The 26,829-nt window shown below is 62.5% G+C and carries 30 protein-coding genes; 10 read left to right on the top strand and 20 right to left on the bottom strand.

The features are described 5' to 3' along the window. Nucleotides 1–105: 105 nt before the first annotated feature. The 9 genes from OU993_RS25825 to purC all read right to left on the bottom strand — a co-directional run bounded on the left by OU993_RS25825 (nucleotide 106) and on the right by purC (nucleotide 6,096). On the bottom strand, nucleotides 106–339 hold the full coding sequence (locus tag OU993_RS25825) for a BolA family transcriptional regulator (protein ID WP_268161779.1): 234 nt from the start codon (nucleotides 337–339) through the stop codon (nucleotides 106–108). Between the two features lie 88 nt (nucleotides 340–427). Next, nucleotides 428–2,635, bottom strand: coding sequence for a phosphoribosylformylglycinamidine synthase subunit PurL (purL, locus tag OU993_RS25820; protein WP_268161778.1), 2,208 nt, complete (start codon nucleotides 2,633–2,635; stop codon nucleotides 428–430). 114 nt (nucleotides 2,636–2,749) lie between these two features. Further along, complete coding sequence (locus OU993_RS25815) at nucleotides 2,750–3,325, bottom strand: acyloxyacyl hydrolase (RefSeq protein WP_268161777.1); 576 nt, start codon at nucleotides 3,323–3,325, stop codon at nucleotides 2,750–2,752. A 166-nt stretch (nucleotides 3,326–3,491) separates the two neighbouring features. Next, complete coding sequence (locus OU993_RS25810) at nucleotides 3,492–3,884, bottom strand: hypothetical protein (protein WP_268161776.1); 393 nt, start codon at nucleotides 3,882–3,884, stop codon at nucleotides 3,492–3,494. 34 nt (nucleotides 3,885–3,918) lie between these two features. Beyond that, nucleotides 3,919–4,590, bottom strand: a complete 672-nt coding sequence (gene purQ, locus OU993_RS25805; RefSeq protein ID WP_165219319.1) for a phosphoribosylformylglycinamidine synthase subunit PurQ — start codon at nucleotides 4,588–4,590, stop codon at nucleotides 3,919–3,921. Then, the gene (locus OU993_RS25800) at nucleotides 4,587–4,844 is read right to left on the bottom strand and encodes a hypothetical protein (protein WP_442793040.1); all 258 of its coding nucleotides are present in this window, start codon (nucleotides 4,842–4,844) and stop codon (nucleotides 4,587–4,589) included. The genes purQ and OU993_RS25800 overlap by 4 nt, the downstream gene beginning before the upstream one ends. Then, nucleotides 4,837–5,046 (bottom strand): hypothetical protein, encoded by a 210-nt coding sequence (locus OU993_RS25795; RefSeq protein WP_268161775.1) that lies wholly within the window; start codon nucleotides 5,044–5,046, stop codon nucleotides 4,837–4,839. The genes OU993_RS25800 and OU993_RS25795 overlap by 8 nt, the downstream gene beginning before the upstream one ends. Before the next feature lie 24 nt (nucleotides 5,047–5,070). Next, nucleotides 5,071–5,313 (bottom strand): phosphoribosylformylglycinamidine synthase subunit PurS, encoded by a 243-nt coding sequence (purS, locus tag OU993_RS25790; RefSeq protein ID WP_268161774.1) that lies wholly within the window; start codon nucleotides 5,311–5,313, stop codon nucleotides 5,071–5,073. A gap of 18 nt (nucleotides 5,314–5,331) precedes the next feature. Further along, on the bottom strand, nucleotides 5,332–6,096 hold the full coding sequence (purC, locus tag OU993_RS25785; RefSeq protein ID WP_268161773.1) for a phosphoribosylaminoimidazolesuccinocarboxamide synthase: 765 nt from the start codon (nucleotides 6,094–6,096) through the stop codon (nucleotides 5,332–5,334). Nucleotides 6,097–6,330: 234 nt separating this feature from the next. Here purC and OU993_RS25780 point away from each other — a divergent pair, with 234 nt between their 5' ends. Beyond that, nucleotides 6,331–6,645, top strand: a complete 315-nt coding sequence (locus OU993_RS25780) for a DUF1476 domain-containing protein (RefSeq protein ID WP_268161772.1) — start codon at nucleotides 6,331–6,333, stop codon at nucleotides 6,643–6,645. 76 nt (nucleotides 6,646–6,721) lie between these two features. Further along, nucleotides 6,722–7,036: a DUF1476 domain-containing protein gene (locus tag OU993_RS25775; protein WP_268161771.1), complete on the top strand. Its 315-nt coding sequence runs from the start codon at nucleotides 6,722–6,724 to the stop codon at nucleotides 7,034–7,036. Nucleotides 7,037–7,109: 73 nt separating this feature from the next. Here the strand turns inward: OU993_RS25775 and OU993_RS25770 are convergent, their stop codons facing one another. Together OU993_RS25770 and OU993_RS25765 are read right to left on the bottom strand one after the other, a co-directional pair. Continuing rightward, nucleotides 7,110–9,653: a sensor domain-containing protein gene (locus OU993_RS25770; RefSeq protein ID WP_442793039.1), complete on the bottom strand. Its 2,544-nt coding sequence runs from the start codon at nucleotides 9,651–9,653 to the stop codon at nucleotides 7,110–7,112. A gap of 131 nt (nucleotides 9,654–9,784) precedes the next feature. After that, nucleotides 9,785–10,339: an RBBP9/YdeN family alpha/beta hydrolase gene (locus OU993_RS25765; protein ID WP_268161770.1), complete on the bottom strand. Its 555-nt coding sequence runs from the start codon at nucleotides 10,337–10,339 to the stop codon at nucleotides 9,785–9,787. Nucleotides 10,340–10,508: 169 nt separating this feature from the next. On the opposite strand from OU993_RS25765, the gene OU993_RS25760 reads away from it, so the two are divergent. Beyond that, the gene (locus tag OU993_RS25760) at nucleotides 10,509–12,164 is read left to right on the top strand and encodes a tannase/feruloyl esterase family alpha/beta hydrolase (RefSeq protein WP_268161769.1); all 1,656 of its coding nucleotides are present in this window, start codon (nucleotides 10,509–10,511) and stop codon (nucleotides 12,162–12,164) included. A 75-nt stretch (nucleotides 12,165–12,239) separates the two neighbouring features. Here the strand turns inward: OU993_RS25760 and purB are convergent, their stop codons facing one another. From purB to OU993_RS25740, 4 genes are all read right to left on the bottom strand, one after another. After that, complete coding sequence (gene purB / locus OU993_RS25755; RefSeq protein ID WP_268161768.1) at nucleotides 12,240–13,541, bottom strand: adenylosuccinate lyase; 1,302 nt, start codon at nucleotides 13,539–13,541, stop codon at nucleotides 12,240–12,242. Between the two features lie 93 nt (nucleotides 13,542–13,634). Continuing rightward, nucleotides 13,635–14,138 (bottom strand): hypothetical protein, encoded by a 504-nt coding sequence (locus tag OU993_RS25750; RefSeq protein ID WP_268161767.1) that lies wholly within the window; start codon nucleotides 14,136–14,138, stop codon nucleotides 13,635–13,637. Then, entirely contained in the window at nucleotides 14,135–14,812 is a 678-nt protein-coding gene (gene rpe, locus OU993_RS25745) for a ribulose-phosphate 3-epimerase (RefSeq protein ID WP_268161766.1), read from the bottom strand. The genes OU993_RS25750 and rpe overlap by 4 nt, the downstream gene beginning before the upstream one ends. Nucleotides 14,813–14,891: 79 nt before the next feature. After that, nucleotides 14,892–15,959 carry a branched-chain amino acid ABC transporter substrate-binding protein gene (locus tag OU993_RS25740; RefSeq protein WP_442793060.1) on the bottom strand — a complete coding sequence of 356 codons (1,068 nt, stop codon included), beginning with the start codon at nucleotides 15,957–15,959 and terminating at the stop codon, nucleotides 14,892–14,894. A 295-nt stretch (nucleotides 15,960–16,254) separates the two neighbouring features. Between OU993_RS25740 and OU993_RS25735 the strand changes: the two genes are divergently transcribed. The 7 genes from OU993_RS25735 to OU993_RS25705 are packed head-to-tail and all read left to right on the top strand — an operon-like array spanning nucleotide 16,255 to nucleotide 21,901. Further along, nucleotides 16,255–16,704 (top strand): flavin reductase, encoded by a 450-nt coding sequence (locus OU993_RS25735; RefSeq protein WP_268162534.1) that lies wholly within the window; start codon nucleotides 16,255–16,257, stop codon nucleotides 16,702–16,704. Nucleotides 16,705–16,728: 24 nt separating this feature from the next. Next, on the top strand, nucleotides 16,729–17,658 hold the full coding sequence (locus tag OU993_RS25730; protein WP_268161764.1) for an AAA family ATPase: 930 nt from the start codon (nucleotides 16,729–16,731) through the stop codon (nucleotides 17,656–17,658). Nucleotides 17,659–17,662: 4 nt separating this feature from the next. Next, complete coding sequence (locus OU993_RS25725) at nucleotides 17,663–18,928, top strand: vWA domain-containing protein (RefSeq protein WP_268161763.1); 1,266 nt, start codon at nucleotides 17,663–17,665, stop codon at nucleotides 18,926–18,928. Continuing rightward, complete coding sequence (locus OU993_RS25720; protein ID WP_268161762.1) at nucleotides 18,925–19,245, top strand: XdhC family protein; 321 nt, start codon at nucleotides 18,925–18,927, stop codon at nucleotides 19,243–19,245. Before OU993_RS25725 ends, OU993_RS25720 begins: the two co-directional genes overlap by 4 nt. Continuing rightward, nucleotides 19,245–19,943: an XdhC family protein gene (locus OU993_RS25715; RefSeq protein WP_268161761.1), complete on the top strand. Its 699-nt coding sequence runs from the start codon at nucleotides 19,245–19,247 to the stop codon at nucleotides 19,941–19,943. Before OU993_RS25720 ends, OU993_RS25715 begins: the two co-directional genes overlap by 1 nt. After that, nucleotides 19,940–21,574 (top strand): molybdopterin-binding/glycosyltransferase family 2 protein, encoded by a 1,635-nt coding sequence (locus OU993_RS25710; protein ID WP_268161760.1) that lies wholly within the window; start codon nucleotides 19,940–19,942, stop codon nucleotides 21,572–21,574. The genes OU993_RS25715 and OU993_RS25710 overlap by 4 nt, the downstream gene beginning before the upstream one ends. Before the next feature lie 3 nt (nucleotides 21,575–21,577). Continuing rightward, complete coding sequence (locus OU993_RS25705) at nucleotides 21,578–21,901, top strand: TfoX/Sxy family protein (RefSeq protein ID WP_268161759.1); 324 nt, start codon at nucleotides 21,578–21,580, stop codon at nucleotides 21,899–21,901. Nucleotides 21,902–21,907: 6 nt separating this feature from the next. Here OU993_RS25705 and OU993_RS25700 read toward each other — a convergent pair whose 3' ends face one another. The 5 genes from OU993_RS25700 to bcp form a co-directional block, all read right to left on the bottom strand. Continuing rightward, nucleotides 21,908–22,324 carry an NUDIX domain-containing protein gene (locus OU993_RS25700; RefSeq protein ID WP_268161758.1) on the bottom strand — a complete coding sequence of 139 codons (417 nt, stop codon included), beginning with the start codon at nucleotides 22,322–22,324 and terminating at the stop codon, nucleotides 21,908–21,910. A gap of 8 nt (nucleotides 22,325–22,332) precedes the next feature. Further along, nucleotides 22,333–23,856 (bottom strand): DEAD/DEAH box helicase, encoded by a 1,524-nt coding sequence (locus tag OU993_RS25695; RefSeq protein WP_268161757.1) that lies wholly within the window; start codon nucleotides 23,854–23,856, stop codon nucleotides 22,333–22,335. Between the two features lie 178 nt (nucleotides 23,857–24,034). Beyond that, nucleotides 24,035–25,339, bottom strand: coding sequence for a M23 family metallopeptidase (locus OU993_RS25690; RefSeq protein ID WP_268161756.1), 1,305 nt, complete (start codon nucleotides 25,337–25,339; stop codon nucleotides 24,035–24,037). An 89-nt stretch (nucleotides 25,340–25,428) separates the two neighbouring features. Further along, complete coding sequence (locus OU993_RS25685) at nucleotides 25,429–26,271, bottom strand: ferritin-like domain-containing protein (RefSeq protein WP_268161755.1); 843 nt, start codon at nucleotides 26,269–26,271, stop codon at nucleotides 25,429–25,431. Nucleotides 26,272–26,284: 13 nt separating this feature from the next. Further along, nucleotides 26,285–26,752 carry a thioredoxin-dependent thiol peroxidase gene (bcp, locus tag OU993_RS25680; protein ID WP_268161754.1) on the bottom strand — a complete coding sequence of 156 codons (468 nt, stop codon included), beginning with the start codon at nucleotides 26,750–26,752 and terminating at the stop codon, nucleotides 26,285–26,287. Nucleotides 26,753–26,829: the final 77 nt, after the last annotated feature.

Raw genomic sequence — 26,829 nt, 5'->3', positions numbered from 1 at the left:
GGGTTTTCGAGCCTTTAGATAACATGGCGCGCCGTAATTTCCAGCCACTGCAGGCGTGTTGATGGATCAAATCGCCCTGATGGGATCGGAATTGTGGCGCGCGTCTCAATCCGGGGCAGAGGTCTGCAGAGCCAGGGCGTGCAGGACGCCGCCCATATTGCCCTTCAGCGCCTCATAGACCATCTGGTGCTGCTGCACGCGGCTCTTGCCACGGAATGCTTCGGCCACAACTTCCGCCGCATAATGATCGCCATCACCGGCGAGGTCCCGGATCGTGACCTTGGCACCCGGAATTCCTGCCTTGATCATGTCTTCGATATCACCCGGGCGCATCGGCATCTTGGTCATTCCTTCCTGTCAATCACAGCATGCTTTTATATCAGAGTGCCAAAAAGCACGCGATTGTCAAAGCGCTTCCACGGGTTGTTCACGCCATAAAGGTCGGGAACCAGCTTTCGTGGGCATTGACCAGATCCACCACCGCGACATCGACGATCTCGTCGATGACGAGGCGCTCGCCACCCACCGTGCCCAGCGTGCGGAACGGAACACCGGCCGATTCGGCATTGGCGCGCACGAAGTTGGCAAGATCGGCGGGAACTGCGATCACATAACGCGCCTGGTCCTCGCCGAAGAGCAGCGCATGCGGCGCGCCCTTGCACTCGCCGAGCGACAGCTTCGCGCCCTTCACGGCACCCATGCACATTTCCGCCAGCGCAACGGCAAGACCGCCGGACGAGATGTCGTGGCAGGCGGTGACCTGACCGTTGCGGATGGCAGTGCGGACGAAATCGCCGTTGCGGCGTTCGGCAGCAAGGTCAACAACGGGCGCCGGGCCATCGGTGGAGCCCAGCAGATCGCGCAGATAGACAGACGAGCCGAGGTGGCTGCCGTCGACGCCGATCATGATCAGCACGTCGCCGTCCTTGGCCGAAGCGATACGGGCCATCTTCGACCAGTCGGGCAGCAGGCCGACGCCCGCAATCGTCGGCGTCGGCAGGATCGCGATACCGTTGGTTTCGTTGTAGAGCGAGACATTGCCCGAGACGATCGGGAAATCGAGCGCCCGGCAGGCTTCGCCGATACCCTGGATGGCGCCGACGAACTGGCCCATGATCTCCGGCTTTTCAGGGTTGCCGAAGTTCAGGTTGTCGGTGGCGGCGAGCGGCTCGGCACCGGTCGCGGTGATGTTGCGCCAGCATTCGGCCACCGCCTGTTTGCCGCCTTCGACCGGATCGGCCTCGACGTAACGCGGCGTGACGTCGGAGGAGAAGGCGAGCGCCTTGGTCGGATGGCCTTCGACGCGCACGACACCGGCATCGCCGCCCGGAAGCTGCAGCGAATTGCCCTGGATCAGCGTGTCATACTGTTCGTAGACCCAGCGGCGGCTGGACTGGTTGGCAGAGCCGACGAGTTTCAGGAGCGCCTCGTTGTAATCGGAAGGGGCGGCGACCGCGTCGGCCGGCAGGGGCGGGCGCCCGTTGGAGGCCTGCCAGGGGCGGTCATATTCGGGGGCCTGGTCGCCGAGATCCTTGATCGGCAGGTTCGCGACTTCCTCGCCCTGATGGATGATGCGGAAGCGCAGGTCGTCCGTGGTTTTGCCGACGATGGCAAAGTCGAGGCCCCACTTGACGAAGATCGCCTTGGCTTCCTCTTCCTTTTCCGGGCGCAGAACCATGAGCATGCGCTCCTGGCTTTCCGACAGCATCATCTCGTAGGCCGTCATGCGCTCTTCGCGCACCGGCACCTTGTCGAGGTCAAGCTCGATGCCGAGGTCGCCCTTGGCGCCCATTTCGACCGCCGAGCAGGTGAGGCCGGCAGCGCCCATGTCCTGGATCGCGATCACCGCGCCGGTTGCCATCAGTTCGAGGCACGCTTCAAGCAGGCATTTTTCGGTGAAGGGATCGCCAACCTGGACGGTCGGGCGCTTTTCCTCGATCGACTCGTCGAATTCGGCCGAGGCCATGGTGGCGCCACCGACGCCGTCACGGCCCGTCTTGGCTCCGAGATAGACAACCGGCAGGCCGACGCCTTCGGCCTTGGAGTAGAAGATGGCATCCGTCTTGGCGAGGCCTGCGGCAAAGGCGTTGACGAGGATGTTGCCGTTGTAGCGGGCATCAAATTCAACTTCGCCGCCGACCGTCGGCACACCGAAGGAATTGCCGTATCCGCCGACACCGGCGACAACACCGGAGACGAGGTGTTTCGTCTTCGGGTGATCCGGCGCGCCGAAACGCAGCGCATTCATCGCGGCGACCGGGCGGGCGCCCATGGTGAAGACGTCGCGTAGGATGCCGCCGACGCCGGTCGCAGCCCCCTGGTAGGGTTCGATGTAAGAGGGGTGGTTGTGGCTCTCCATCTTGAAGACGACACAATCGCCGTCATCGATATCGACAACGCCGGCGTTTTCGCCCGGACCCTGGATGACGCGCTTTCCCTTGGTCGGCAGGGTGCGCAGCCACTTCTTCGACGATTTGTAGGAGCAGTGCTCGTTCCACATGGCCGAGAAGATGCCGAGTTCCGTGAAGCTCGGCTCGCGACCGATCAGATCGAGGATCCGCTGGTATTCATCGGGCTTCAGGCCGTGGGCGGCAATGAGGTCGGGCGTGATCGCAATCGTGTTGGAAATGGTCATCGTCTTCTCTAGTGGCGGTCCGGAATGGCGTCTCTTTAGCCCAGAAGGCCGAAGGGCGCGACAGGAATTTTCCCGTCGCGCCCTGCTGATTGTGTGCAATTGGCCCTTGGCCGGTCAGAACTTGTAGCCGACCAGCACGCCGGCTCGTGTGAGGCCGCTGTTGTCGTCGCCACACAGATCCGCATGCGAGGAATGTTCGACCTGGGCGACGATGCTCCAGTTCTTGTCGAGATTGACGCCGGCCGCCAGATATTCATGGAACAGCGTGGCGCAGCCGACGAAGGGGCCGCGGGTGCCGTCATTGTGCTTCTTGGCATCCGTAACGGCGCCGCCGAAACCGGCTTCCAGGAAAAAGCGCTCGTTAAGATGGGCGGTCCAGGAAAAGCCCGCATAAAGCTGGTTCGCTTCGCCGGCCGTGGACAGATCGCCGCCGATATGGACGCGGGGCCGTGCCAGACGCTCCCATCCCGTGGCCGACTTGCTGTCGAATGGATCGAAGAACAACATGCCGGTGATGAAGGCACCCTTCTCGTCGTTGAGATAGGTGTTGTCGATCGCGCCGAAAACGCCGAACCGCGCCTCGTCAAAAATCTGGTCTTGGGAGAAGGAGGCGGTTGCAGAGCCGGCAAGGATGCTGGCTGACACCGACAGGGACAGGGCAAGTCGCGTCAGCAATGATGAATTCGACATTCCGGTATGGTCTCCGAATCGGATCTGGGCGAAGCGGCCTTGGCCGAAGCACCTCGGTGACGGAAACTAAACCTTCGTAAACACGGATGACAAGTGCGAAAATGGCCGAAAGGTGGCGCGATCTGCGCGCGACCGCGATCTGTTGCGTTAAGGGTACGCAACCCTGTCAGCAGCGCTTGTCACCGTTCGCCCAGCGAACCACGTCCTGGCGAATCCGGCTGCCGGCAGCGCCGTCCATCATCGGCCCGAATGCATCGAGCCGCGCGGGATTGCCCTCCGCCTGGACGACGAGGAGCGGCCGTGATTCGGGGCTCGCCTTCGGAACGGCCAGAATGCGGGGACGTCCGGAAAACGAGTTGAGTTCCGGGGCCAGTCGATAGGCGGAAAATACCGGATCGCCCGATTTGAACCAGCAGGCATTGGCGGCAAGTGCGACCCGTTCCATCGTCGGAAGTGCCGCACGGTTCGTCGTCGGAGCCGGCGATTTGGACTGGCAGCCGGTCAGCACGACGAGAATGGCTGCGCCGGCAAGCGGCGCATATCGGGTGAAGTTGTGCATGGAGAGGCTCCCGCCGCAGCGTCTGGCTTGGCGTTCAGGCGGCGATGACGTCAAGGGCGGAGGCGAAGATGCCGCGGCCATCGGTTCCGCCATGGGCGGCTTCGATGAGGTTTTCCGGATGCGGCATCATGCCAAGCACGTTGCCGCGCTCGTTGACCACGCCGGCAATGTCCAACATGGAGCCGTTCGGGTTGGTCCCGTCTGCATAACGGAAGACCACCTGGCCCTTGTCCTGCATGGCCTTCAGGGTCTCATCCTCGACGAAATAATTGCCGTCGTGATGGGCAACCGGGCAGCGGATGATCTGGCCCTCGGCATAGGCGCGGGTGAAGTCGGTGTCGGCGTTGACGACCTCGAGCTTGACCTCCTTGCAGACGAACTTGAGCGAGGAATTGCGCATCAGGGCGCCCGGCAGCATGCCGGCTTCGACCAGAATCTGGAAGCCGTTGCAGACCCCGAGAACCTTGACGCCCTTTTCGGCCTTCTCGCGCACGGCCTGCATCACCGGCATGCGGGCGGCAATCGCGCCACAGCGCAGGTAGTCACCATACGAAAACCCACCGGGGATGACGATCAGGTCGACATCCGGGATTTCCGTTTCGGTCTGCCAGACGGTGACCGGAGCCTGTCCGGAAATGCGGGTGAGGGCGGCGATCATGTCCCGGTCGCGGTTCAGGCCGGGCAGCTGGAGGACGGCGGACTTCATGGGTGAGGCTCAAACCTTGCTTGTGCTTCTGACAGTTCTCGGAGCTCGAGACGGTTCTCTATCCGCTCCATGCGTGCATCGAGTTCATGAAGCGCGCCATAGAGGTTGTTGATGTCGTTTTGATGTGCCTGAAGAAGCAGGCGCACCGAAGTTAACTCATTGCGCAGTTCCCGGGCAATCACGTCAGCTTTGTCAGCACGCTGATGAAGCCGACGCAGTAATTCGTTGATCAGGTCCTGCGAAACGTCAGCCAAGAACAGCACCTTGTCTATCAAAGCGGTTGCCGAACAGGGCTTTCTTCAAGGCGTCGGTCTTGGCCCGGCCTTCGGCGAGCTCGCGGTTCATGTCTTTCATGAACACGACGAGCTCGTGATAAGATTCCGCCAGCTCTCTTGACCGCTCATCGAGCTTCAGGAGTTCGGCATACAGCATGTCTTGCGTCATCTCACCGGCCATGCGTGCATCCTCCGCTGGAGAAGCCTAGAGCAGGGCGATAGAATAGTTCTCGATGACGGTGTTGGCCAGCAGCTTTTCGCACATGGCCTTCAGCTCTTCTTCCGCCTTGGCGCGATCGGCGGTCTCGAGTTCGAGATCGAAGACCTTGCCCTGGCGGACCTGGTGGACGCCCTCGAAGCCGAGGCTGCCGAGTGCGCCCTCGATCGCCTTGCCCTGCGGGTCCAGAACGCCGTTCTTCAACGTGACGGTGACGCGTGCCTTGATCACTGACTGCTCCTCGGGGTCTTACTGAACCAGGACCGGGCCGGTGCCGCGGATCGGTTCGTTTTCGTTGATGATGCCGAGGCGGCGGGCCACCTCCGAATAGGCTTCCAGAAGGCCACCCAGATCGCGACGGAAACGATCCTTGTCCATCTTTTCCTTCGTCTCGATGTCCCACAGGCGGCAGCTGTCGGGCGAGATTTCGTCCGCCAGGATGATGCGCATCATGTCGCCTTCGAACAGGCGGCCACATTCGATCTTGAAATCGACGAGCTGAATGCCGACGCCGAGGAAAAGGCCGGACAGGAAATCGTTCACGCGGATGGCAAGCGCCATGATGTCGTCGAGTTCGGCCGGATTGGCCCAGCCGAAAGCGGTGATGTGCTCTTCGGAGACCATCGGATCGCCGAGCTGGTCGGACTTGTAATAGAACTCGATGATCGAACGCGGCAGAACGGTGCCTTCCTCGATGCCGAGGCGATCGGAGAGCGAGCCGGCGGCGACGTTGCGCACGACGACTTCCAGCGGAATCATTTCGACTTCGCGGATCAGCTGCTCGCGCATGTTGAGCCGGCGGATGAAATGGGTCGGAATGCCGATCTTGTTCAGATGCGTGAAGATGTATTCCGAGATCCGGTTGTTGAGGACGCCCTTGCCATCGATGATGTCATGTTTCTTCTTGTTGAACGCGGTTGCGTCATCCTTGAAGAACTGGATCAGCGTGCCCGGTTCCGGACCCTCGTACAGGATCTTGGCCTTGCCTTCGTAGATACGGCGGCGACGGTTCATATTGTTGTTTCTCATTTGTTCGGGCGTCCCCCTGGACGCCGTGGATGGGGTTTGAGCGGTCCAATAACGGAAAACCGCACGTTTAACAATGTGGCTTGACGCGATCGACCTGCCCCAGATCGCTGCAATTCAATTCGTTCACCTTTTTGCTGAACTCTATTTCAAGTATTTCCCATTATGTTGCGCATATCGGCAGAAGACCGAAGAACAGGGACAATAAATCAGGAGAATTCGATGGTTTCGTTGCGTGATCGTGCCAATGCTTTTGAAACTCAATTCGCCCATGAGCAGAGCTTTCTGTTCTGTGCCCAGTCACGCCGCAACCGGTTGCTCGGCCTTTGGGCCGCGGAGCAGCTGGGTGAAAGCGATCCGCAGTCTTATGCACAGTCGCTCTGTGACTGGTCCGTCGAACATTTTTCCGACGAACAGTTGATCAGCAAATTGTGCCAGGAATTCGACCGTGCCGGCCAACAGCTCGACCTCGACTGTCTGACACAACGCATGCATGCACTGCTCGGTGACGTCCTTCACGACATGCGCTTCGCCTGATTTTCATGAGGGCTCTCTTGCAGGTTCCCGCAGATGTTCCCAAATCTCGAATGTCCATCCGGAAGGGAGAGTTCTGATGAGCAACATGAAGGAACGCGAGAAGAGCTTCGAGGCCAAATTCGCACTGGATGAAGAGCAGCGTTTTCGGGCCATCGTCCGGCGCAACAGGCTGCTGGGAAGCTGGGCGGCCGAGTTGATGGGACGTGCCGATGCCGAGGCCTATGCGCAAAGCGTGGTTGAGGCTGATTTTGAGGAGGCGGGCGACGACGACGTGCTGCGCAAGGTTGCCGGCGATCTGACATCCGCAGGTGTGGCGGTCTCCGAAGAAGAGATCCGCGCGAAAATGCTGGAATTCATGGCGCAGGCTGCCATGCAGGTTCAGCAGGGGTAACCGGCCCTACGTCATCGGTGCCTTTGTTTTTTCAGGCGCAGCAGCGGATGTTCCGTGCTGCGCCTTTTCGTATTCAGTCGTCGGATCGCCAGCTTCCCGTCCGGATGAAGGATGCGATCTGCGCGTAGGGCATGGGTCTTGCCAGCGCATATCCCTGGAGCACGTCGCAGCCGATCTCCTTGAGGATGCGGGCGTGCTGCATGGTCTCGACACCTTCGGCCACGACGCGGATGCCGAGCGACTTGCCGATGTCGATGATGGCGCGCACCAGCCGTACCTGATCGCGCGATTCCGGCAGGCTGCGGATGAGTTCCCGATCAATCTTGAGGGCTGAAGGCGACAGCCGCATCAGGCTGACGATCGAGGCGTGGCCGGTGCCGAAATCGTCGATCTCGATGCCGATCCCGAGCTTGCGGATGCGTTTGAGGCTCATCATGACGCTTTCCTCGCAGTCGTCGAGGAAGGTGGATTCGAGCAGTTCGAAGGCCAGCGTCTGCGGCCTGATCGACAGCCGCCGGACCGTCTTGGTCAGGGCAGGATCGCGCAGCCGTCGATAGGAGACATTGACCGACAGTTTCGGGATGGCGACGCCGGCGGATTGCCAGGCTGAAAAATCCTCCAGAGCCTGTTCGAGAATCTGCGCGTCGATCGTCGCCATGGCGTCGATATCTTCGGCCGTCGGGATGAACTTGTCCGGGCTGAGCGTGCCTTCGTGCGGGTGGCGCCAGCGGGCCAGCGTTTCGACACCGCAGACATCCAGGGTGCGTGCGTCGAACTGCAACTGATAGACGGGGAAAAATTCGCGGCGTTCGAGCGCCTGCAGGATCTGATCGGAGAGCGCTTTCGTCTTGGCGATTTCGATCTGGGTATCGGCCGAGAAGAATTCGTGGCGGTTGCGGCCGTTGTTCTTGGCGCGGTAGAGGGCGATATCGGCATTCAGCAGGATCTGCTTGGGATCCAGGATGCCGGCGTCTGCCCAGGCGATACCAATGCTGGCGCCGAAACGGCATTCACGGCCTTCGCAGGAGACCGGTTTGCGCATGTCGCGGATGATGCGTTCCGCGAGGTTCGACAGCCGGCGCGGATTGCCTTCGAAGCGCGCGAGAACGACGAACTCGTCACCGCCGATCCGGGCGACAAAGTCTTCAGCCCGGACGTTGTCGCGCATGATTCGCGCCGCGTGCCTGAGGACCGCATCGCCGGTATTGTGGCCGAGCGTATCGTTGATCTGCTTGAAGCGGTCGAGATCGAGATGCAGGACCGCCAGCGCCTGGCCTTTGGCCGCACATTCGCTGGCATAAAGGCCGAGCATCTCGTCGAGATAACGGCGGTTGGGAAGCCCGGTCAGGTAATCGTGCATCGCATTGTGTTCGATGCGCACCCGGGCGGTCTCGAGTTCGATGTTGCGCGCCTCGGCGAGCGATTTTGCCCGCTCCAGCTCCCGCTGCAGGATGACGTCCTCGGTGATGTCCCAGTTGGCGCCAACGAGCTTCACATGCCCGTCGGTGTCGATAAAGGTCATGCTGCAGCTGCGGACGTAGCGTTCGCGACCGTCTTTCAGGAGGATCCGGTACTGGTCCGAGAAACAGCGATTGTGTTCGGTTCTGCGGGCCACATTGGCGAGAACGGCCTCCTTGTCGTCCGGATGCAGAAAACTCTCCCAGGTCTCCCCGACACGGATTTCCGTATCCATCGACACATCGTAGATTTCGTGCATGCGCCTGTCCCAGTCGACCACACCGGTCACCAGGTCGGCTTCGAAGACACCGACGCCGGAAATGGCAAGCGCCATTTCGAGACGGCGCGAGACCTGCACCGCGCGGTGCTGAGCCTCCTTGCGCTCGGTGACATCGGTATCGGTGCCCACGACACGCAAGGGGCGGCCATCTTCGGCGCGGTCGATGCAGGCGCCGCGGCATTCGATCCAGACCCAGTGCCCGTCCTTGTGCCGCTCCCGGTATTCGAAGACCTGGTAGGCCGGGTCTCCTTCTTCCTGGCGCTGCATGGCATAAAGCGTATGTTCCACATCGTCGGGATGCAGCAGGGCCAGCCAGGCTTCCTTCGAGGGCGGCAAGGGATCTTCGAGGTCCATGCCGCGGATCTGGCGCCAGATCGGTGAGTAATATTTCTGGCCGATCGCATAGTGGTGGTCCCACACGCCGGAGACCGAACTGACGAGGGCCGCGTTCCAGCGTGTCTCGCGTGCGATCACATCGTCGAGCAGCCGCTTCTGGACCGTAAAATCAACGAGTTGCACAACGAAAAGCTGGGCGCCCGGTGCCTTTTCCGGTTCGAAGGCACGCGCATGCAGTTCAGCCCAGCGAACGGTTCCGTCCGGACGCGGCAGGCGCAGCATGCAGGTGGTGCCGAGCGGTGAGGGCGGATCGGTGTGGCGAAAGGCATCCTGCAATTGCCAGAGGTCATCCTGATGCACAAGCGATGCGAGATCGCGTGCAGGCCGTCCGAGCCATTCCGTGCGGAACAGGTGATTGGCATGTACGAAACGTCCACCGTCCGGTTCCAGCACAGCCGCTGGCAAGGGCAGATGGTCGATGCTGACTGCCAGAGCCGCAAGTTCATCGGCCCGCAATGGATGGGATTTCAGCTTTGGAAACACGGACCAGATCGCTCCGACAAACACCTTGTGCGGAGGCTATTTTGACGAATCTGTATTAAATGAAACTTAAGGAAATGCGCGCCGTGCGGGACGATTGCCAGAATGTGGCAAGCTTGGGTTGTTTTTGCGATTCACGCTTTCAATCCTGCGAGGAATTTTGCAAAGACCATCGTGCCTTCCGGCCAGGGGCCGTGGCCTGAATCCGCATTGATATGGCCAGCTTCTCCGGCATCGACCAACAGTGATCCCCAGGCATTGGTGATCTCATCGGCATGCTCATAGGAGCCGAAGGGATCGTTGCGGCTGGCGATTGTCATGGATGGAAACGGCAGCGGATCACGCGGATAGGGGCCGAACGTCATCAGGTGTTTCGGCCGGATCGCCGGATTGGCGACATCGGGCGGCGCAACGAAGAAGGCGCCGGCCACACGGTTGCGGAAATGCGGGATCGCATGGATCGCCGTCGGAACGCCCAGCGAATGGGCCACCAGCACGACGGGACGGGTCGATGCGTTGACCTCCTCCGCAACACGCGCAACCCAGTCCTCCCTGACCGGTTTCGACCATTCTGCCTGTTCCACGCGCCGCGCGGTCTGCAGCTTGGTTTCCCAGCGGGTCTGCCAGTGGGATGGGCCGGAATTGGTGTAACCGGGGATGATGAGAATGTCTGCGTCGGAAGCCTTCATAGCCTCCTATCTGCGTTTGACGGCGGGCCGCGTCAAGAGTTTCTGACCGGGCCGAAGCGTGAAAAATAATATGCAACACATACTATCTTGCCTCCGCGACGAATGTTAATCTTTCCGCGACACCGCATGGGAGGAAAGTTGCGGTGTCGAATCTGAGCGGGAGGACCTCATGAAACGAACCTTTTGGTGCGGCGCGGCAGCAATGGCATTGCTGCAGGTGCCGTCATTTGCGGCTGCGGCGACGGCATGTGCCGATCTCAAGACGAGCGGCGCTCACCCTGCCGGCGTGGAGATCACCGAGGCTGCGGAGACTGCGTCGACGCCGGAGATCCCGGTGGAACATTGCCTGGTGCGCGGCAAGACGCCGGACCGCACGGGCGTCGACGGCAAGACCTATGCCATCCGTTTCGAGCTGCGGTTGCCGAAGGCCTGGAACGGCCGTTTCGTGCACCAGTTCAACGGCGGCAATGACGGTGCGGTCGTTCCTGCGCTGGGGCCGACCCTGGGCGGCAACAAGGCCGATACGGCACTGGCGCGCGGGTATGCGGTCGTTTCGAGCGATGCCGGCCATGATGGAAAAGCCAATCCGGACAAGGGGCTTGCCGGAGGCGCGGCATTCGGTTTCGACCCGCAGGCACGCCGCGATTACGGTTATGGCGCGGTTGCGACCCTCAATCCGCTGGCCGAGGCGCTGGTCGAAACCCATTATGGCAAGAAGATCGCCTTCCGTTACGGCATCGGCAGTTCGAATGGCGGCCGTCATGGTCTGGTGGCAGCCACCCGGACGCCGGCGATGTTCGACGGTATTCTGGCGGGTTACCCCGGTCTCAACCTGCCCAAGGCTGCCCTTCAACATGCGCTCGACGTGCAGGCCTGGTCGAAGGTGAACCCCGAGATCGCGAAGGCTTTTTCGCGCGAGGACATGCAGGTGCTGGCCAAGGGCATTCTGAAGGCCTGCGATGCTCTCGACGGATTGCAGGACGGCATCGTCGCCGATTCCGATGGATGCGAAGCGGCGTTCAAACCGGAGAGCCTCGCCTGCGCCAAGGAGGGTGACAAGGATTGCCTGTCGACCGCGCAGATCGCAGCGCTTGTCACAAGCCACAAGGGACCGCTGAATGCCAAGGGCGAGCAGCTCTATAGCAGCTGGGTCTGGGATCCCGGCATGGCGTCCAACAACTGGCGCGGCTGGAAGCTCGAAAGTCCGGTGGAGGCCTGGGGCAAGCGGCCGATCATCGGCGTGATGGGTGCTGCTTCCTTGGCGCAGGTCTTCATCACGCCACCGGTCCCGGTTGGCGGGACGCCGGAGGACCTGCAACGTTTCTTGCTGAACTTCGACATCGAAGGACAGGCATCCAAGGTCTTTGCCAAGGACGCGACCTTTACCGAATCCGCCGCTGATTTCATGATCCCGCCCGGTGCCGACAATCCGGACCTCAAGGCGTTTCGTGATGCCGGCCACAAGATGATTGTTTTCCATGGTAACGCCGATCCGGTGTTTTCCGTGGTCGACACGGTCAACTGGTACCGGAAACTTAACGAAAACAACGGCGGCAAGGCGGGCGATTCTGTCAAACTCTACCGCGTGCCGGGCATGCCGCACGGGGCAGGCGGTCCGTCCTATGACGACTTCGATTTCTTCTCACCGTTGGTTGCCTGGGTGGAAGAGGGCAAGGCGCCGGGTGCGGTTGCGGCTGGTGTGACGGCTGGCAACAAGGAGGCCGAACATCTGAAGGAGACACGTTTCCTTTATTGCCCCTATCCCGAGGTGACCCGAGCGACCGGTGCCGCGGGGTCTGGCGAAGACCGGTTCGCCTGCAAATAAGCGTCGACAGAAAAAATCGGCCGGGACGGCGATCCGTCCCGGCCGATTGACAATTGTGCGGACCCTGGTCGCGGATCAGCCGAAGACGCGCTTGAAGATCGTGTCGACGTGTTTGGTGTGGTAACCGAGGTCGAATTTTTCGCGGATCGTCTCTTCGGACAGCGCCGCGCGCACCTCCTGGTCGGAGAGCAGTTCCTCCAGGAAGTCGGCGCCGTGTTCCCAGACCTTCATGGCATTGCGCTGCACGAGGCGGTAGGCATCCTCACGCGACACGCCGGCTTGCGTAAGGGCAAGCAGGACGCGCTGCGAATGAACAAGTCCACGGAACTTGTTGAGATTCTTCAGCATGTTCTCCGGATAGATGACCAGCTTCTCGATCACGCCGGCCAGCCGGTTCAGCGCGAAATCGAGCGTGATGGTCGTGTCCGGGCCGATGCCGCGCTCGACGGAGGAGTGCGAGATGTCGCGCTCGTGCCAGAGCGCCACGTTTTCCAGCGCCGGTACCACCGACATGCGCACCAGGCGGGCAAGACCGGTCAGGTTTTCCGTCAGCACCGGGTTACGCTTGTGCGGCATGGCCGACGAACCCTTCTGGCCCGGCGAGAAAAATTCCTCCGCTTCCAGCACTTCCGTGCGCTGCATGTGGCGGATCTCGATCGCGACGTTTTCGATCGAGGAGGCAATGACGCCGAGCGTGGTAAAGAACATGGCATGGCGGTCGCGCGGAATAACCTGGGTCGAAACCGGTTCCGGCACGAGGCCGAGCTTTGCGCAGACATGTTCTTCGACGCGCGGATCGATGTTGGCGAAGGTGCCGACGGCGCCGGAAATTGCGCCCGTTGCAATCTCGGCGCGGGCATTAACGAGACGGGCGCGGTTGCGGGCCATCTCGGCATAAAAGCGGGCAAAGGTGAGGCCCATGGTCGTCGGTTCGGCATGGATGCCGTGGCTGCGGCCGATGCGGATCGTGTCCTTGTGTTCGAAGGCGCGGGTCTTCAGCGCGGCGAGCAGGCGGTCCATGCCGGCAATCAGGATGTCGGCGGCACGCACCAGCTGGATGTTGAGCGTCGTGTCGAGCACGTCGGACGAGGTCATGCCCTGGTGCACGAAGCGCGAGTCCGGACCGACGAATTCGGCGAGATGGGTCAGGAAGGCGATGACGTCGTGTTTGGTGACGGCCTCGATCTCGTCGATGCGCGCCACGTTGAATTCCGCAGCATTGCCCTTTTCCCAGATGGTCTTTGCCGCGTCCTTCGGGATCACGCCGAGCTCGGCCAGTGCGTCGCAGGCATAGGCTTCGATTTCGAACCAGATGCGGAACTTGGTTTCGGGCGACCAGATGGCGACCATTTCTGGCCGGGAATAACGGGGGATCATCGAGGTTTCCTTGGCGGTTTTCGGAGGATTTGCGCCCGCTTTAGCAAGAAGAGCGGGCAATACCAAGCCTCGATATTGGGTCCCCTTGGGACCTCAGCGCGTCGTGCGCAAAAGCAGCGCCGTTGCGCCTGCCAGAACGAGCGGTCCATAGGGCAGGTACATGCGCAGACCGATAACCAGGAACTGGTAGACGGCGGAGGCGGTGGTGAAGGCCTGCTGCAGGAACCAGTCCCGGCTGAAGGCATCGGCATGCCAGCGGGCGTAGAAGGCGCGGTAATCGAGGGCAAACAGGCCGGCGGTGACCGTGATGGTGGCAAGGCCAAGCCCGAGGAAAGCCACCAGAACGAGTGTGATCGGTGATGTGACGAGAAGGGGACGCAGAAGCGCCAGGCAGACGACCGACATGAGCCAGGAGAGCGCCCCGCCCGCGGCATAGACCGTCAGGATGGCGGAGAGGTTGAAACCGTCGAAACGGCCGGTCTGGGCGAGATGAAGGGCGGCAATCAGGCCCGCGGCAAAACTCCAGGCGATTGCGCCGGCCAGCACCGGAATGGCCGGCAGGCGCAGGATTGGTCGGGAGCGGCGCGCTTCGATCAAACCACGATGCTTTCTGATGCGGCACGCAGCGCATCGATATTGCTGCGGTAAGCCGCAACGCTGTTGCCCTTAAAGACGGCGGAGCCCGCCACGAAGACATTGGCGCCGGCCTTGACCGCGGCGCCGATCGTGTCGGCGGTGATGCCGCCATCGACCTGCAGATCGATCGGCCGGCCGCCGATCAGGCTTTTTGCGGCGGCGATCTTGTCGATCATGGCGGGGATGAATTTCTGGCCGCCGAAACCCGGATTGACGCTCATGATCAGGATCAGGTCGACGTCATTGATGACGTTTTCGAGAACCGAAAGCGGGGTTGCCGGATTGAGCGTGACGCCGACCTTCTTGCCGAGCGCGCGGATGGTCTGCAACGAGCGGTGCAGATGGGCGCCGGCTTCCGCATGGACTGTGATGCTGTCGCAGCCGGCCTTGGCGAAGGCTTCGAGATAGGGATCGGCGGGCGCGATCATCAGGTGGCAGTCGAAATAGGCGTCCGTGTGCGGGCGAAGCGACTTGATGACATCCGGGCCGAAGGAGATGTTGGGCACGAAATGGCCGTCCATCACGTCGAGATGGATCCAGTCGGCGCCCGCTTCCACGACATCGCGCACCTCCTGGCCGAGCTTGGAAAAATCGGCGGCGAGAACGGACGGGGCAATCAGGATCGGCGACGGCATGGGGTTCCTCCGGGTCGGCAGTGTGCTTTGCGCCCGCTTAACACTCCCTTTGCCTGCACACAATTGGCGCTCGCTCTGCTTATTCGGTTTCCGGTTCCACCAGATGGAAGGCATTGTTGCGCCATTCCTGCAGGCGGAACGGGTTTTCGGCGAGCTCCCGGTCGTCACCGAACCGGATGCGGCCGATGACCGTCTCTGCCGCAAGGTTCTTCAGGGCTTCTGCCGGCGGTTGAGGCGACTTTGCCAGCGCTGCCTTTGCGATCTGCACGGCGGCATAGGCCGGCAGCACATAGCCTTCCGGCTCGATGCCCTGGCTTCGGAGCCTTGCGGAGGTTTCGTTTGCCGCCGGAAGATCGGCATAAGGCGGCAGCGCAACGGCCAGTGTGCCATCCGTCAGCGGCACCGGGCGGTCTGCGGCGCGCATCACGTCGCCGCCGACAAAGGTGAGGGAGGCGCCGTCGTGGGCCGCATCGCGGGCCATGGTGGCCACATCATTACGGTCACCGCCCACCAGAACGTGGCTGGCACCGGCGGTCACGAGACGGCGGACCAGCGCCAGCTGCTGTTCCTGGCCGGGGCGGAAGGTATCGGTGAAGACCGGTTTGATGCCGCCGGCCTCGATCTGCTGGCGTACCGCGCTCAACAGTTCGCGGCCATAAATGGTGCCGTCATCGACGAGCGCGATCGGGCGGTTCTGCCAGCGGCTGAGGATCACCTCGGCGATCTTTTTCGCCTCCATGCCATCGACCGGGGCCAGCCGGAAGAAGGGCCACTGGTAACGTTCCGCGTCCTCCATCAGGATTTTCGAGCGGACGGAGACGGAGATGGCCGGGATGGCGTCCATCTTCAGGCGGGGCAGCGCTTCCGCCGCGGTTTCGACGCAGAGAAATCCGATCGCGACCGCGACATTGGCCGCCATCAGCCGGTCGGCGACATCTGTGCCATTGCCCTGTTCGCAGGTCTCGTTGAGGGCAATGATCTGGTCGGCCTCTCCCGCTGCGGCCCGGGCGCCAGCCAGGATCTGCGCGCCGAGCGAGGCATAAGGTCCTTGCTGCGGCGCCACAACGCCGATCACGGCAGCCCAGGTCGTATCTGCCGCAAGCAGGGCTGAGACGAGCGGAAGCGCAAAGCGAAACGGACGTGGCATCATGCGGCGATTTTCCCTATCATTGCCTCACATTTAGCTGCGCTGCAGCGTGGGTCAAAGAAATTCCGCAACCGTCCCGCGGCAGGCTGGCGATAAGCCGGCCGGAGGTGCGCGACAGGCCGACGCAGGAATGTGGTCTTCAGGCCCCTTCGCTGCTGCGCCGGTGGACAAGCGTCAACCATTTGTCCATATGCTTCGGATGTGGCCTGTCCTTGGCCGCAAGGGAGGAGATTGCGTGACCTTATCCGAAAAACCCGTCCCGGTGCCCGTCGATCCCGCCATCTACCGCAACGGTATGGCACGTTATGCCGGCCATGTGCAGGCGGTCACCACCGAATGGGAGGGCGTTCGGCGGGGTGTCACCGCGACCGCGGCCTGCTCCGTCTCCGATGACCCGGCGACCGTTCTGGTCTGCCTCAATGCCAGCAATGCAAAAAATTCGATTTTCGAGGAGAGCGGCCGTTTTGCGCTGAATGCGCTCGCCGCCCATCATCAGCCGCTGGCCCGTGCACTGGCCGGTTTTGACGAACTGCCGGTCGAGGACCGTTTTGCGCTCGGCACCTGGCAGCGGCTTGCAACCGGTGCGCCGGTTCTGTCCGATGCGCTCGTGGCCTTCGATTGCCGGCTTCTGGACATTCGCCGCATGTCGACGCATTTCGTGCTGTTCGGAACGGTGGTGGCCATGCATTTCGGGCCGGACAATCCGCCGCTTCTTTATCTGGACCGGGCCTTCCACGCGCTGTAGCATCACCACCATGGGAGGATCACCATGGCTGAAGAGACCGCGCCGCATCTGCCGCAATCCATCGACGAGATGATCACCTTCCTGGAGGCGCAGGATTATCTTGCCGGCCGCGGACTTGCGACAGTGATCTTTCTGGCGCTGAAGATGAAACGGCCGCTTTTCCTGGAGGGCGAGGCGGGCGTCGGAAAGACGGAAATCGCGAAAGCCTTGTCGAAGGGGCTGAACCGGCCTTTGATCCGCCTGCAGTGTTACGAGGGGCTCGACGTCTCGTCTGCCGTCTACGAATGGAACTATCCGGCGCAGATGCTGGACATTCGTCTGTCCGAGGCCGCCGGCCTCGAGGACCGCGACCGGCTGGAGGCCAATCTTTATTCCGAACGCCACCTGATCCGGCGTCCCGTGCTGCAGGCGCTGGGGCACGCGGGGGAGGCGGCGCCTGTCTTCCTCATCGATGAATTGGACCGCGCCGACGAGGCCTTCGAAGCCTATCTCTTGGAAGTGCTCTCCGATTTTCAGGTGACGATCCCGGAACTCGGCACGATCAAGGCGGCGGAACCGCCGATCGTCATCATCACCACCAATCGCACGCGCGAGATCCACGACGCGCTGAAACGCCGCTGCCTCTACCACTGGGTGGATTACCCCAATGCGGCCCAGGAACTGGCGATCCTTACCCGCAAGGTGCCCGGTGCCGCCGAGGCGTTGTCGCGGCAGGTGGTTTCCTATGTGCAGAAGCTCCGCACCGTCGATCTCTTCAAGAACCCGGGTGTGGCGGAAACCATCGACTGGGCGACCGCACTCACCGAACTCGACCGGATCGCGCTCGACCCGGAAACGATCTCCGATACGCTCGGCACGCTTCTGAAATACCAGGATGATATTGCCCGCATCCGGGGAGGCGAGGGCGAGCGTATCCTCTCCGAGGTGAAGGCGGAACTGCTGGCGGCGGGCTGATCTCATGAGCCTGTCCCGCGACGGTGCCGTCCTGCCCCCTGTTCCCACCGGCGATGGGCGCCTGGCGGAAAACATCCTCTATTTTTCCCGCGTGCTGCGCCGGGCGGGCCTGAAAACCTCGCCGCAGGCAACGCTCGACGCAGTGGCTGCCGCCGAGGCGATCGGGTTTGGTGCACGGGATGAGTTCCACGCCGCGCTTTCGGCCGTCTTCGTCAAGCGGCGCGAGGACATTCCGGTCTTTGACGAGGCGTTCCGGCTGTTCTGGCGCAAGCGCGATCTCATCGAAAAGATGATTCAGATGATGTCGCCGAAAATCGCCGACACGCGGGAGAAGCAAAAACCGAAACCCGCCTCTTCGCGTGTCAACGATTCGCTGGTGGCCGATCAGGCCAGGCCGCCGAAACGCGAGGCGCCGCCGGAGATCGAAACCGATGCACGCTTTACCGCCTCCGGTTCGGAAGTGTTGCGCAAGACGGATTTCGCCCAGATGAGCGCCGCCGAACTGGCGCTGGCGCGCCGCGAGATCGCGAAACTCGTCATGCCGCTTCAGACGGTGGTGACACGGCGCTTTCGGGCCTCGTCGCATCCGCCGCGGCTGGACCCGCGCGCAACGCTGCGCGCCGCCATGCGCACCGGCGGCGATCTGATGCTGCCGAAATTCCGCAGCCGGCGGCGCGAGACACCGCCGCTGGTGGTGCTCCTCGATATTTCCGGCTCGATGAGCCAATACAGCCGGATCTTCCTGTCGTTCTGTCACGCGGTGATGGAAAAGCGGCGGCGCTGCCATGTCTTCCTATTCGGCACACGGCTGACGAATGTGACGCGGGCCCTGCGCCAGCGCGATCCGGACGAGGCGCTGGCCGCCTGCACGGCGCAGGTTTCCGACTGGTCCGGCGGCACGCGCATCGGGGCGACGCTTGCCCGCTTCAACCGCCATTGGGGGCGGCGGGTGCTTGGCGGCGGGCCGGTGGTGCTTCTGATCACCGACGGGCTGGAGCGCGACGGCGTGGAGGAACTGGAGCTCGAAATGGATCGTCTGCATCGTTCCTGTCGACGGCTGATCTGGCTCAACCCGCTGCTGCGCTTCGAGGGTTTTGAGGCGCGAGCGCGCGGGGTGAGGGCCATGCTGCCGCATGTCGACGAATTTCGGCCTGTGCACACCCTGAATTCGCTGGCAGATCTTGCGGCAGCCCTTTCCGGACATACATCGAAGGCAGCAGATCCGCGCCGCTTTCTGACCGGCCGGCATTTTTCCGGGAGACCATCATGACGGGCACCATCGATCCGCTGCTGACGGCAGAAGGCTGGCGACGCGACGGTCGCAACGTGGCGCTTGCAACGGTCATCGAGACCTGGGGTTCTGCGCCGCGACCAGCGGGAAGCCATCTGGTGATCGACCAAGACGGCAATTTCGAAGGCTCCGTCTCGGGCGGCTGCGTCGAAGGGGCGGTGATTTCCGAGGCGCTCGACGTGATCGCCTCCGGCACACCGAGACTGCTCGAATTTGGCGTGGCGGACGAAACCGCCTGGCGAGTGGGGCTTTCCTGCGGCGGGCGCATCCGCGTCTATGTCGAAAGGCTCACCTGATGGATCTCTCGGTTCTTGCCGCTCTGAACGCCGCGCGCCGGGCCCGCCAGGGAAGCCTGCTTGCGACCAATCTTTTGACCGGCCGGTCCGTGGTTCTGACGGAAGGCGAGGCCTGGCCGGACACGCTCAGGGAGGCGGCGGAAAAGGCCTTGCGTGCTGGAAAATCCGGCACGGTGGAGATCGAGGGCGAAACCGTATTTCTCAACGTCCACCTGCCGCCGCCACGGATCGTGGCGATCGGTGCCGTGCACATCACGCAGGCGCTGGCGAAGCTGGCGCCGATCGTTGGATATGATCTCACCATCATCGATCCGCGCACCGCCTTTGCCACACCCGAACGCTTCGAGGGTGTCGATCTTATCGCCGACTGGCCGGAGGATGTTTTGCCACAGCGGCCGCTCGATGCCTATACGGCGCTTGCGGCCGTCACCCACGATCCGAAGATCGACGATTTTGCTCTGGCGGAAGGGCTGCGCCGCGGCTGTTTTTATGTCGGGGCGCTGGGCAGCCGCAAGACGCATGGCAAACGGCTGGAACGGTTGGCGGCGATGGGGCTCACCGAGACTGAGCTTGCCCGCATCCGGGCGCCGATCGGCCTTGATATCGGTGCCTCCAGCCCGGAGGAGATCGCGCTCGCCATCATGGCCGAGATCGTACAGGCCTTCCGCCGCCGCACACTGTCGGGAGAGGCCGCATGATCTTCGGCCCGGTGCCGGTCAAAAATGCGGAAGGGGCGATTCTCGCCCACGGCATCCTGTTGTCCGGCGGGAAACTGGCCAAAGGCACGCTGCTTTTGGCGGACGACGTGCGGCAGCTTCAGGCCGACGGCATCGAGACCGTCATCGTTGCACGCCTGGAGGCCGGCGATCTGACCGAGGACGCGGCAGCGGAGCGCCTCGCCGGCGCACTCGACCTGACCGGCCTGCGCAAGACGGAAGCAAGCACCGGGCGTGTCAATGTCTATACGACCGTCAACGGCCTGTTTCGCGCCGACCGCGAGCTGATCGACCGGTTCAACAGGATCGATCCGGCGATCACCATTGCCTGTCTTGCCGATCATGCGGCTGTCCAGGCTGGCGACATGGTGGCCACCATCAAGATCATTCCGCTTGCCGTTCGTGCCGAGACGGTCGAGGCGGCACGGGCTGTTTTGGCCGGCGGGGCGGCGGTGAGGGTGAAACCCTACAAGTCGCATTCCGTCTCGCTGATCCAGACACAACTGCCGCAGATGAAGGCCTCGGTGCTCGACAAGACAGCGCAACTGCTGCGTCGCCGCCTCGATGCGTCGGGCAGCGTCATTGTGTCGGAACGGCGAGTGGTGCATCGGCAGGATGAGGTGGCAGAGGCGATCCGCGCCGCGCTTCAGGCGGATGGCGGCAGAAGTGCGCGGATGGTGATCCTCTTCGGCGCCTCCGCCGTCTGCGATGCCTTCGATGTTTTGCCGCAGGCGATCAGGCTGGCCGGCGGCGTGGTGGATCGGGTCGGGCTGCCGGTCGATCCCGGCAATCTGCTGGTTCTCGGCCATGTCGGCGCGGTGCCGGTGATCGTTGCGCCCGGATGCGCGCGCTCGCCGAAAGAGAATGGGTTCGACTGGGTTCTCAGTCGGCTGTTAGCCGGCGAAACACCGGAGGATGCGGTGTTGGCCGGTCTGGGTGTCGGAGGATTGCTGATGGAAATTCCAAGCCGGCCGCGGCCGCGCGAGGCGGCACGCGCGACGTTGTCCGAGCGGGATCTGGGCGCTGTTCTTCTGGCGGCCGGGCGGGCGAGCCGCATGGGCGAGGCGGGCCACAAGCTGCTTGCCGAGTTCGAGGGCGTTCCTCTGGTCCGCCGCATCGCCGAGCGGGCGCTCGATGCGCTTCAGGGGCCGCTCGTGGCGGTGACCGGGCATCGGGCGGCGGAGGTGTCAGAGGCTTTGACGCACCTGCCGCTAACCATCGTCGACAATCCGGATTTTGCGACCGGCATGGCGAGTTCACTGAAGGCGGGTCTGTCTGCGCCGGTGCTGGCCGATGTCGCGGGCGTCATGGTGCTGCTGGCCGACATGCCGGGGCTCAAGGTCGAAGATCTCGAGCGGCTAGCCGTCGCCTTCCTGGAGGCGGAGGGACGTGCGATCGTGCGGGCCGTCGCCAACGGCAAACGTGGCAATCCGGTCATCCTGCCGCGTGCCACCTTCGCCGATCTGATGCTGCTGGAGGGGGATGTCGGCGCTCGGCATGTGATCGAGACCTGTGGCCTGCCGATCATCGACGTGGAGCTTGGGGCGGCCGCGCATGTGGATGTCGATACACCCGAGGCGGTGCAGGCCGCCGGTGGTATTCTGAGGGGATGAGTGATGGACAATGCCGCCATCGAAGAAATGTTCGAGAGCCTTGGGACGATCAGCAACCGCCGTATGTTCGGCGGCAAGGGCATTTACCACCAGGGGGTGATCTTCGCGCTGGAACTTTATGACGAGATCATGCTGAAGGCGGATGCCGAGACGGCGCCGTTGTTTGCCGAAGCGGGTGCCCGGCAGTGGTCCTATGAGGGGAAATCCGGCAAGCCGGTGCTGATGCCCTACTGGACGATCCCCGATGAAGCGTTGGACGACCCTGACATCATGGCGCGCTGGAGCCGGCTTGCCTTCGAGGCGGGACTGCGGAACGCCAAAAGCTGATCCGGCTCACGATCTTTCCAGAAGCCGGATGGCTTCCTGGGTAAAAACGGAGAGTGGGGAGGGCAGGGCGTCGGTTGCGAACCAGCCGAATTCGGAGAGCTTGTCCGGCTCCGTCAGAGCCGGTTCGCCGCTGAATTCCTCGGTGAGGTAAAGCATCGAGATCCAGTGCTGGCGGTCAGCCTCGATGCGTTGCTCGCAGACGCCGAGAAATGTCACCGGCCCGATCGACAGGCCGGTCTCCTCTTCCGCCTCGCGACGCGCCGCGTCGGCGGAATGCTCCATATGATCGACCTTGCCGCCCACGATGTTCCAGTGGCCGGCTTCCGGTGCTTTCATCCGCTTGTAGAGCAGGATTTTCCCATCGCTTCGCCGGATCACGAGACCCGTGCCGAAGCCCGGAAAATCAATGCCGGGCAGGCCCATCGCCGGGCTCAGCCCTTGGCGTTGGCAACGATCAGCATGAATGCCGGGATATCGTCGCCAAAACCGACCGGTGTCGGGCCGTCATCGTCGTCACGGCGGCGACGGCGCTGATGGTCGTCGTTGGCCGGATAGGGGCGTCCCGGATTGCGGCCGCCATGCTGCTGCTTGCGATGTTCCGCCTTCTGAGGTTCTGCTGCCACGCTGTCCGTCCTTGTTTCCCGGGGTGTGATCTCTGCGACGTCATCCGCATCTTGCTCCACGCGGATGTCTGCTTTGTGACCACGCTTGCCGCGGCCACGATCTCTGTCTCTGTCTCTGTCTCTGTCTCTGTCCTTGTCGCGCTCACGGCCTTTGCCGCGCGCACGGCCGCTGTCCTGGCTCTCCATCGGAGCCGGCAGGGCGGACAGGTCGCAGTTCGCCCATTCGATCTTTTCGCCGATCAGCTTTTCGATCGCGTCGAGATATTTGGCGTCGGACTTGGTCACCAGGGTAAAGGCGCGACCGGAACGTCCAGCGCGACCGGTACGGCCGATGCGGTGGACATAGTCTTCCGCATGGATCGGCACGTCGAAATTGAAGACATGGCTGACATCGGGGATATCAAGGCCACGGGCGGCAACGTCGGAGGCGACGAGCAGCGTGATCTGGTTGTCCTTGAAACCGGCGAGCATGTTGGAGCGCGAGCGCTGGTCCATGTCGCCATGCAGCGCACCGACGGAGAAGCCGTGGCGTTCCAGCGAGCGGAACAGGTCGGCGACATCCTTCTTGCGATTGCAGAAGATGATGGCGTTCTTCAGGTCGTCCTGCGCACGGATGAGATCGCGCAACACGGCGCGCTTCTCATAATCCTTGTTGTGCGCGGCAACGAGCCGCTGTGTCACGGTCTTTGCGGTGGACGACGGCGGTGCCACTTCCACCCGCTCCGGGTTCTGCAGGAAGCGGTCGGCCAGCTTCTGGATTTCCGGCGGCATGGTGGCCGAGAAAAACAGCGTCTGGCGGGTGAACGGGATCATCTTGGCGATCCGCTCGATATCCGGGATGAAACCCATGTCGAGCATGCGGTCGGCCTCGTCGATGACGAGAATTTCGACGCCCGTCATCAGCAGCTTGCCGCGTTCGCAATGGTCAAGCAGGCGACCGGGCGTGCAGATCAGCACATCGGCACCGCGCTCCAGCTTGCGGTCCTGGTCTTCGAACGAGACGCCACCGATCAGAAGAGCGACGTTCAGCTTGTGGTTCTTGCCGTATTTTTCGAAGTTTTCCGCAACCTGCGCTGCGAGTTCGCGCGTCGGTTCCAGAATGAGCGTGCGGGGCATGCGTGCCCGGGCACGACCCTTTTCGAGCAGGGTCAGCATCGGAAGCACGAAAGAGGCCGTCTTGCCGGTCCCCGTCTGTGCGATGCCGCAAATATCGCGGCGCTGGAGGGCGGGCGGAATCGCGCCAGCCTGGATCGGCGTGGGCGTCGAATAGCCCGCGTCGGTTACAGCGGAAAGGACTTTCTGGCTCAAGCCAAGATCAGCAAATGTGGTCAAAGAGAAAACTATTTCCGTTAGGTTCCGGAGAAGAACACCGTGAATCGGATCTACATTTCGTCCGACGATGGGCGCGACATAAGCGCAATAGCCGGCAAAGTCAAGAAAAGCAGCCGTGAAGAGGCGTGAATGGTGAATTTCGCCTGCGCATGGTCAACAGCCAAGTAAGAATAAAGTTTTACATGTAGGTGGTGAGTTTCAGCCCGGCATTGAGGAACCGCATCGGGTCGATGGCATCGCCGTTGCGGCGCACCTCGTAATGGATGTGAGGGCCGGTGGAGCGCCCGGTGGAGCCAGCCCGGCCGATGACGGCGCCGGCCTCGACCTGATCACCGACCGAAACGAGAATGCTGGACAGATGGCCGAAGCGGGTGGTGATGCCCTGGCCGTGGTCGATCTCGACCATATTGCCGTAACCGCCCGAATATCCGGCAGAGATCACCTTGCCGCTGCCTGTCGCGCGCACCGCCGTGCCAACATCGGCCTCGAAGTCGATGCCCGCATGCAAAGCGAGGCGGCCGAGGAAAGGATCGATGCGGTTGCCGAACGGGCTCGTGATGTCGCGGCCCGGCGCCGGATTGGCAAAGGGCAGTTCCTTGGCGGTCTGGCGCACCGTGTCCAGACGGTTGAGTGCCGTATCCAGCCGGTCGAGCGAAGCGTCGAAGGCATTGACCCCGATCGGCTCGACGAAGGGGCCGCCGAGGCCGTTCTTGCTCTTGCCGCCATTCGCGCCGTTGTCGGCATCCTCTGCGGGAAGGGCAACACCGGTGCGGCGCATGATGGACGCCATGGCGTCGGCCTTGCGGTCGGCATTGGCCGTAAGCTCGTGGATGCGGGCGAACTGTTCCTGCTCGATCGCCTTCAGAGACAGTGTCACCTTGGAAAAGACCCGGTCGGCGCGGTCGGCCACACTTTCTCCCGCCGGCGCAAAAGCGGAGGCCGAGGATCGTGCGGCGGCGTGCGGGTCGGTCGCCAACAGACGGTCGATGGCCTTCAGGCCGCCGGCCAGCCCTGCCTGTTTTTCCTTCGGCACAGGCTGGAATGCGTTGACGGGCTGCGGGCTATCCACCGTCAGCCCCTGTTCTTCTGCGCGTTCCATCAGGTTGCCGAGCTTGCCGTGCCGGGAGAAAAGCGCATTCTGCTGTTCGAGCAGTTTTTCGACCTTCTGTTCGACCACCTGTTGATCGAGCAACTGGCGGGAGGTGATTCGGTCGAGTTGGGCACGCAGCGCCGAAATGCGGTCTTCGTAATCATGCTGGATTCGTGCCTGACGCGCCATCGATGCGGCAATCAGATCGTCCCTCAGGACGAGATAAGTGGTGGCGGCGAGATAACCTATGGTGAAGAGGGCGATGAAGCAGATCGCCGTGGCCGTCATCCACGGACGAATGACCATGTGACGCAAGCGGTCGCCGGAGGCCAGGATCAGCACATGCTGGGTTGTGCGTTTGCCAAACACGCGATGATCGCCTGTGCCTGCCACCTGTCTCTCCCGCACCTGTTCCGCCGCCCGGTCACCACTAAAACTGACTACACAATGTTAAGGTTAATGGGCGGTTAATTGTGGCGGTTTCAGCCGTTGCTGGTGGAGGTAAGCGCGCGATAAAAGGAGGGGGTCAGGCCGGCTTCGGCGCGGGCGAGGTCGTTGAAGGGCGGCTTCAGCGCGCCGCGGAAATTGGCGCGCACCAGTTGCTGAAAGGTGGCGGCCGGATCCCGCTTTTCCCGGGCGCAGAGGAAACGGAACCATTTGGCGCCGATCGCCACATGCCCCTTTTCGTCGGTGTAGATGACGTTCAGGACATCTGCAGTCTCGATATCGCCGGTCTCGCGCATCTTCTCCTGCAGTGCCGGCGTGACGTCGAGGCCGCGTGCTTCGAGGATGAGGGGCACGACGGCAAGCCGGGCCGTCAGGTCGTTGCGGGTCGCGTGTGCGGCCTGCCACAGCCCGTCATGCGCGGGCATGTCACCATAATCGGCGCCAAGCTGGCGCAGCCGCTCGCGCACCATACGGAAATGTTTCGCCTCCTCGAAGGCGACCTGCATCCAGCCGTCGAAGAAGGAATGTGGCACGGGTTCCAATGCGTAACGGGCGACGATGTCGAGCGCCAGATCGACGGCGTTGAGCTCGATATGGGCAATTGCATGCAGCAGCGCGATGCGTCCCTTGACGGTGTGCAGCGAGCGTTTCTCGACGAGTTTCGGCGGAACCAGTTCGGGTTTCTCCGGCCGGCCCGGACGATCCGGCAGCGGCGGGTCGAGCGGCGAGCGCAGGGACAGGCGGCGCTCGAACCAGCGGGTGGCCGTTTCCTGTGCCAGCGCGGTCTTGCGGTCGAGATCGGCAGAGGCGATCGCCTCGATCGTGCCGCCACGCAACGAGGCAATCTTGAGGGTTGAGGATGCGGGAGCATGGGTCATGCCCCCGTCCTTGTCACAGCGCCTTGACGGCTTCAAGTACCTCTTCGGCGTGACCGGCCACCTTCACCTTCGGCCAGACCTGCGCAACCTTGCCGTCGGCGCCGATCAGGAAGGTCGAGCGCTCGATGCCCATGTACTTCTTGCCGTACATGCTCTTTTCCTTCCAGACGCCATAGGCGTTGGCGGCCAGCTGTTCCTCGTCGGCAAGGAGCACCACCTTCAGCTCGTGCTTCTTGATGAACTTGTCGTGCTTGGCAACCGAATCAGGCGAGATGCCGATCACCGTGGCGCCAGCCGCGGCAAAGGCATCGGCCAGGCTCGTGAAGTCGATGGCCTCCGTCGTGCAGCCGCTGGTGTCGTCCTTCGGATAGAAATAGACCACCACGGGTTTGCCTGCGAAATCCGACAGCGACACGGTGCCGCCACCGTCGCGCGGCAGGGAAAAATCGGGCGCGGGCGTGCCGATTGTGATTTCAGACATGGTTTTCCTTTCTTTCGCCAGCATCTTGGGAGAGGATTGTGTCGAATGTTATATACTGGCACCTGACGGGTCCAGAT

The sequence above is a fragment of the Rhizobium sp. SL86 genome, from assembly GCF_026672545.1.
Taxonomy (GTDB): Bacteria; Pseudomonadota; Alphaproteobacteria; order Rhizobiales; family Rhizobiaceae; genus Neorhizobium.
This window is presented reverse-complemented; position numbering and strand designations above follow the sequence as displayed.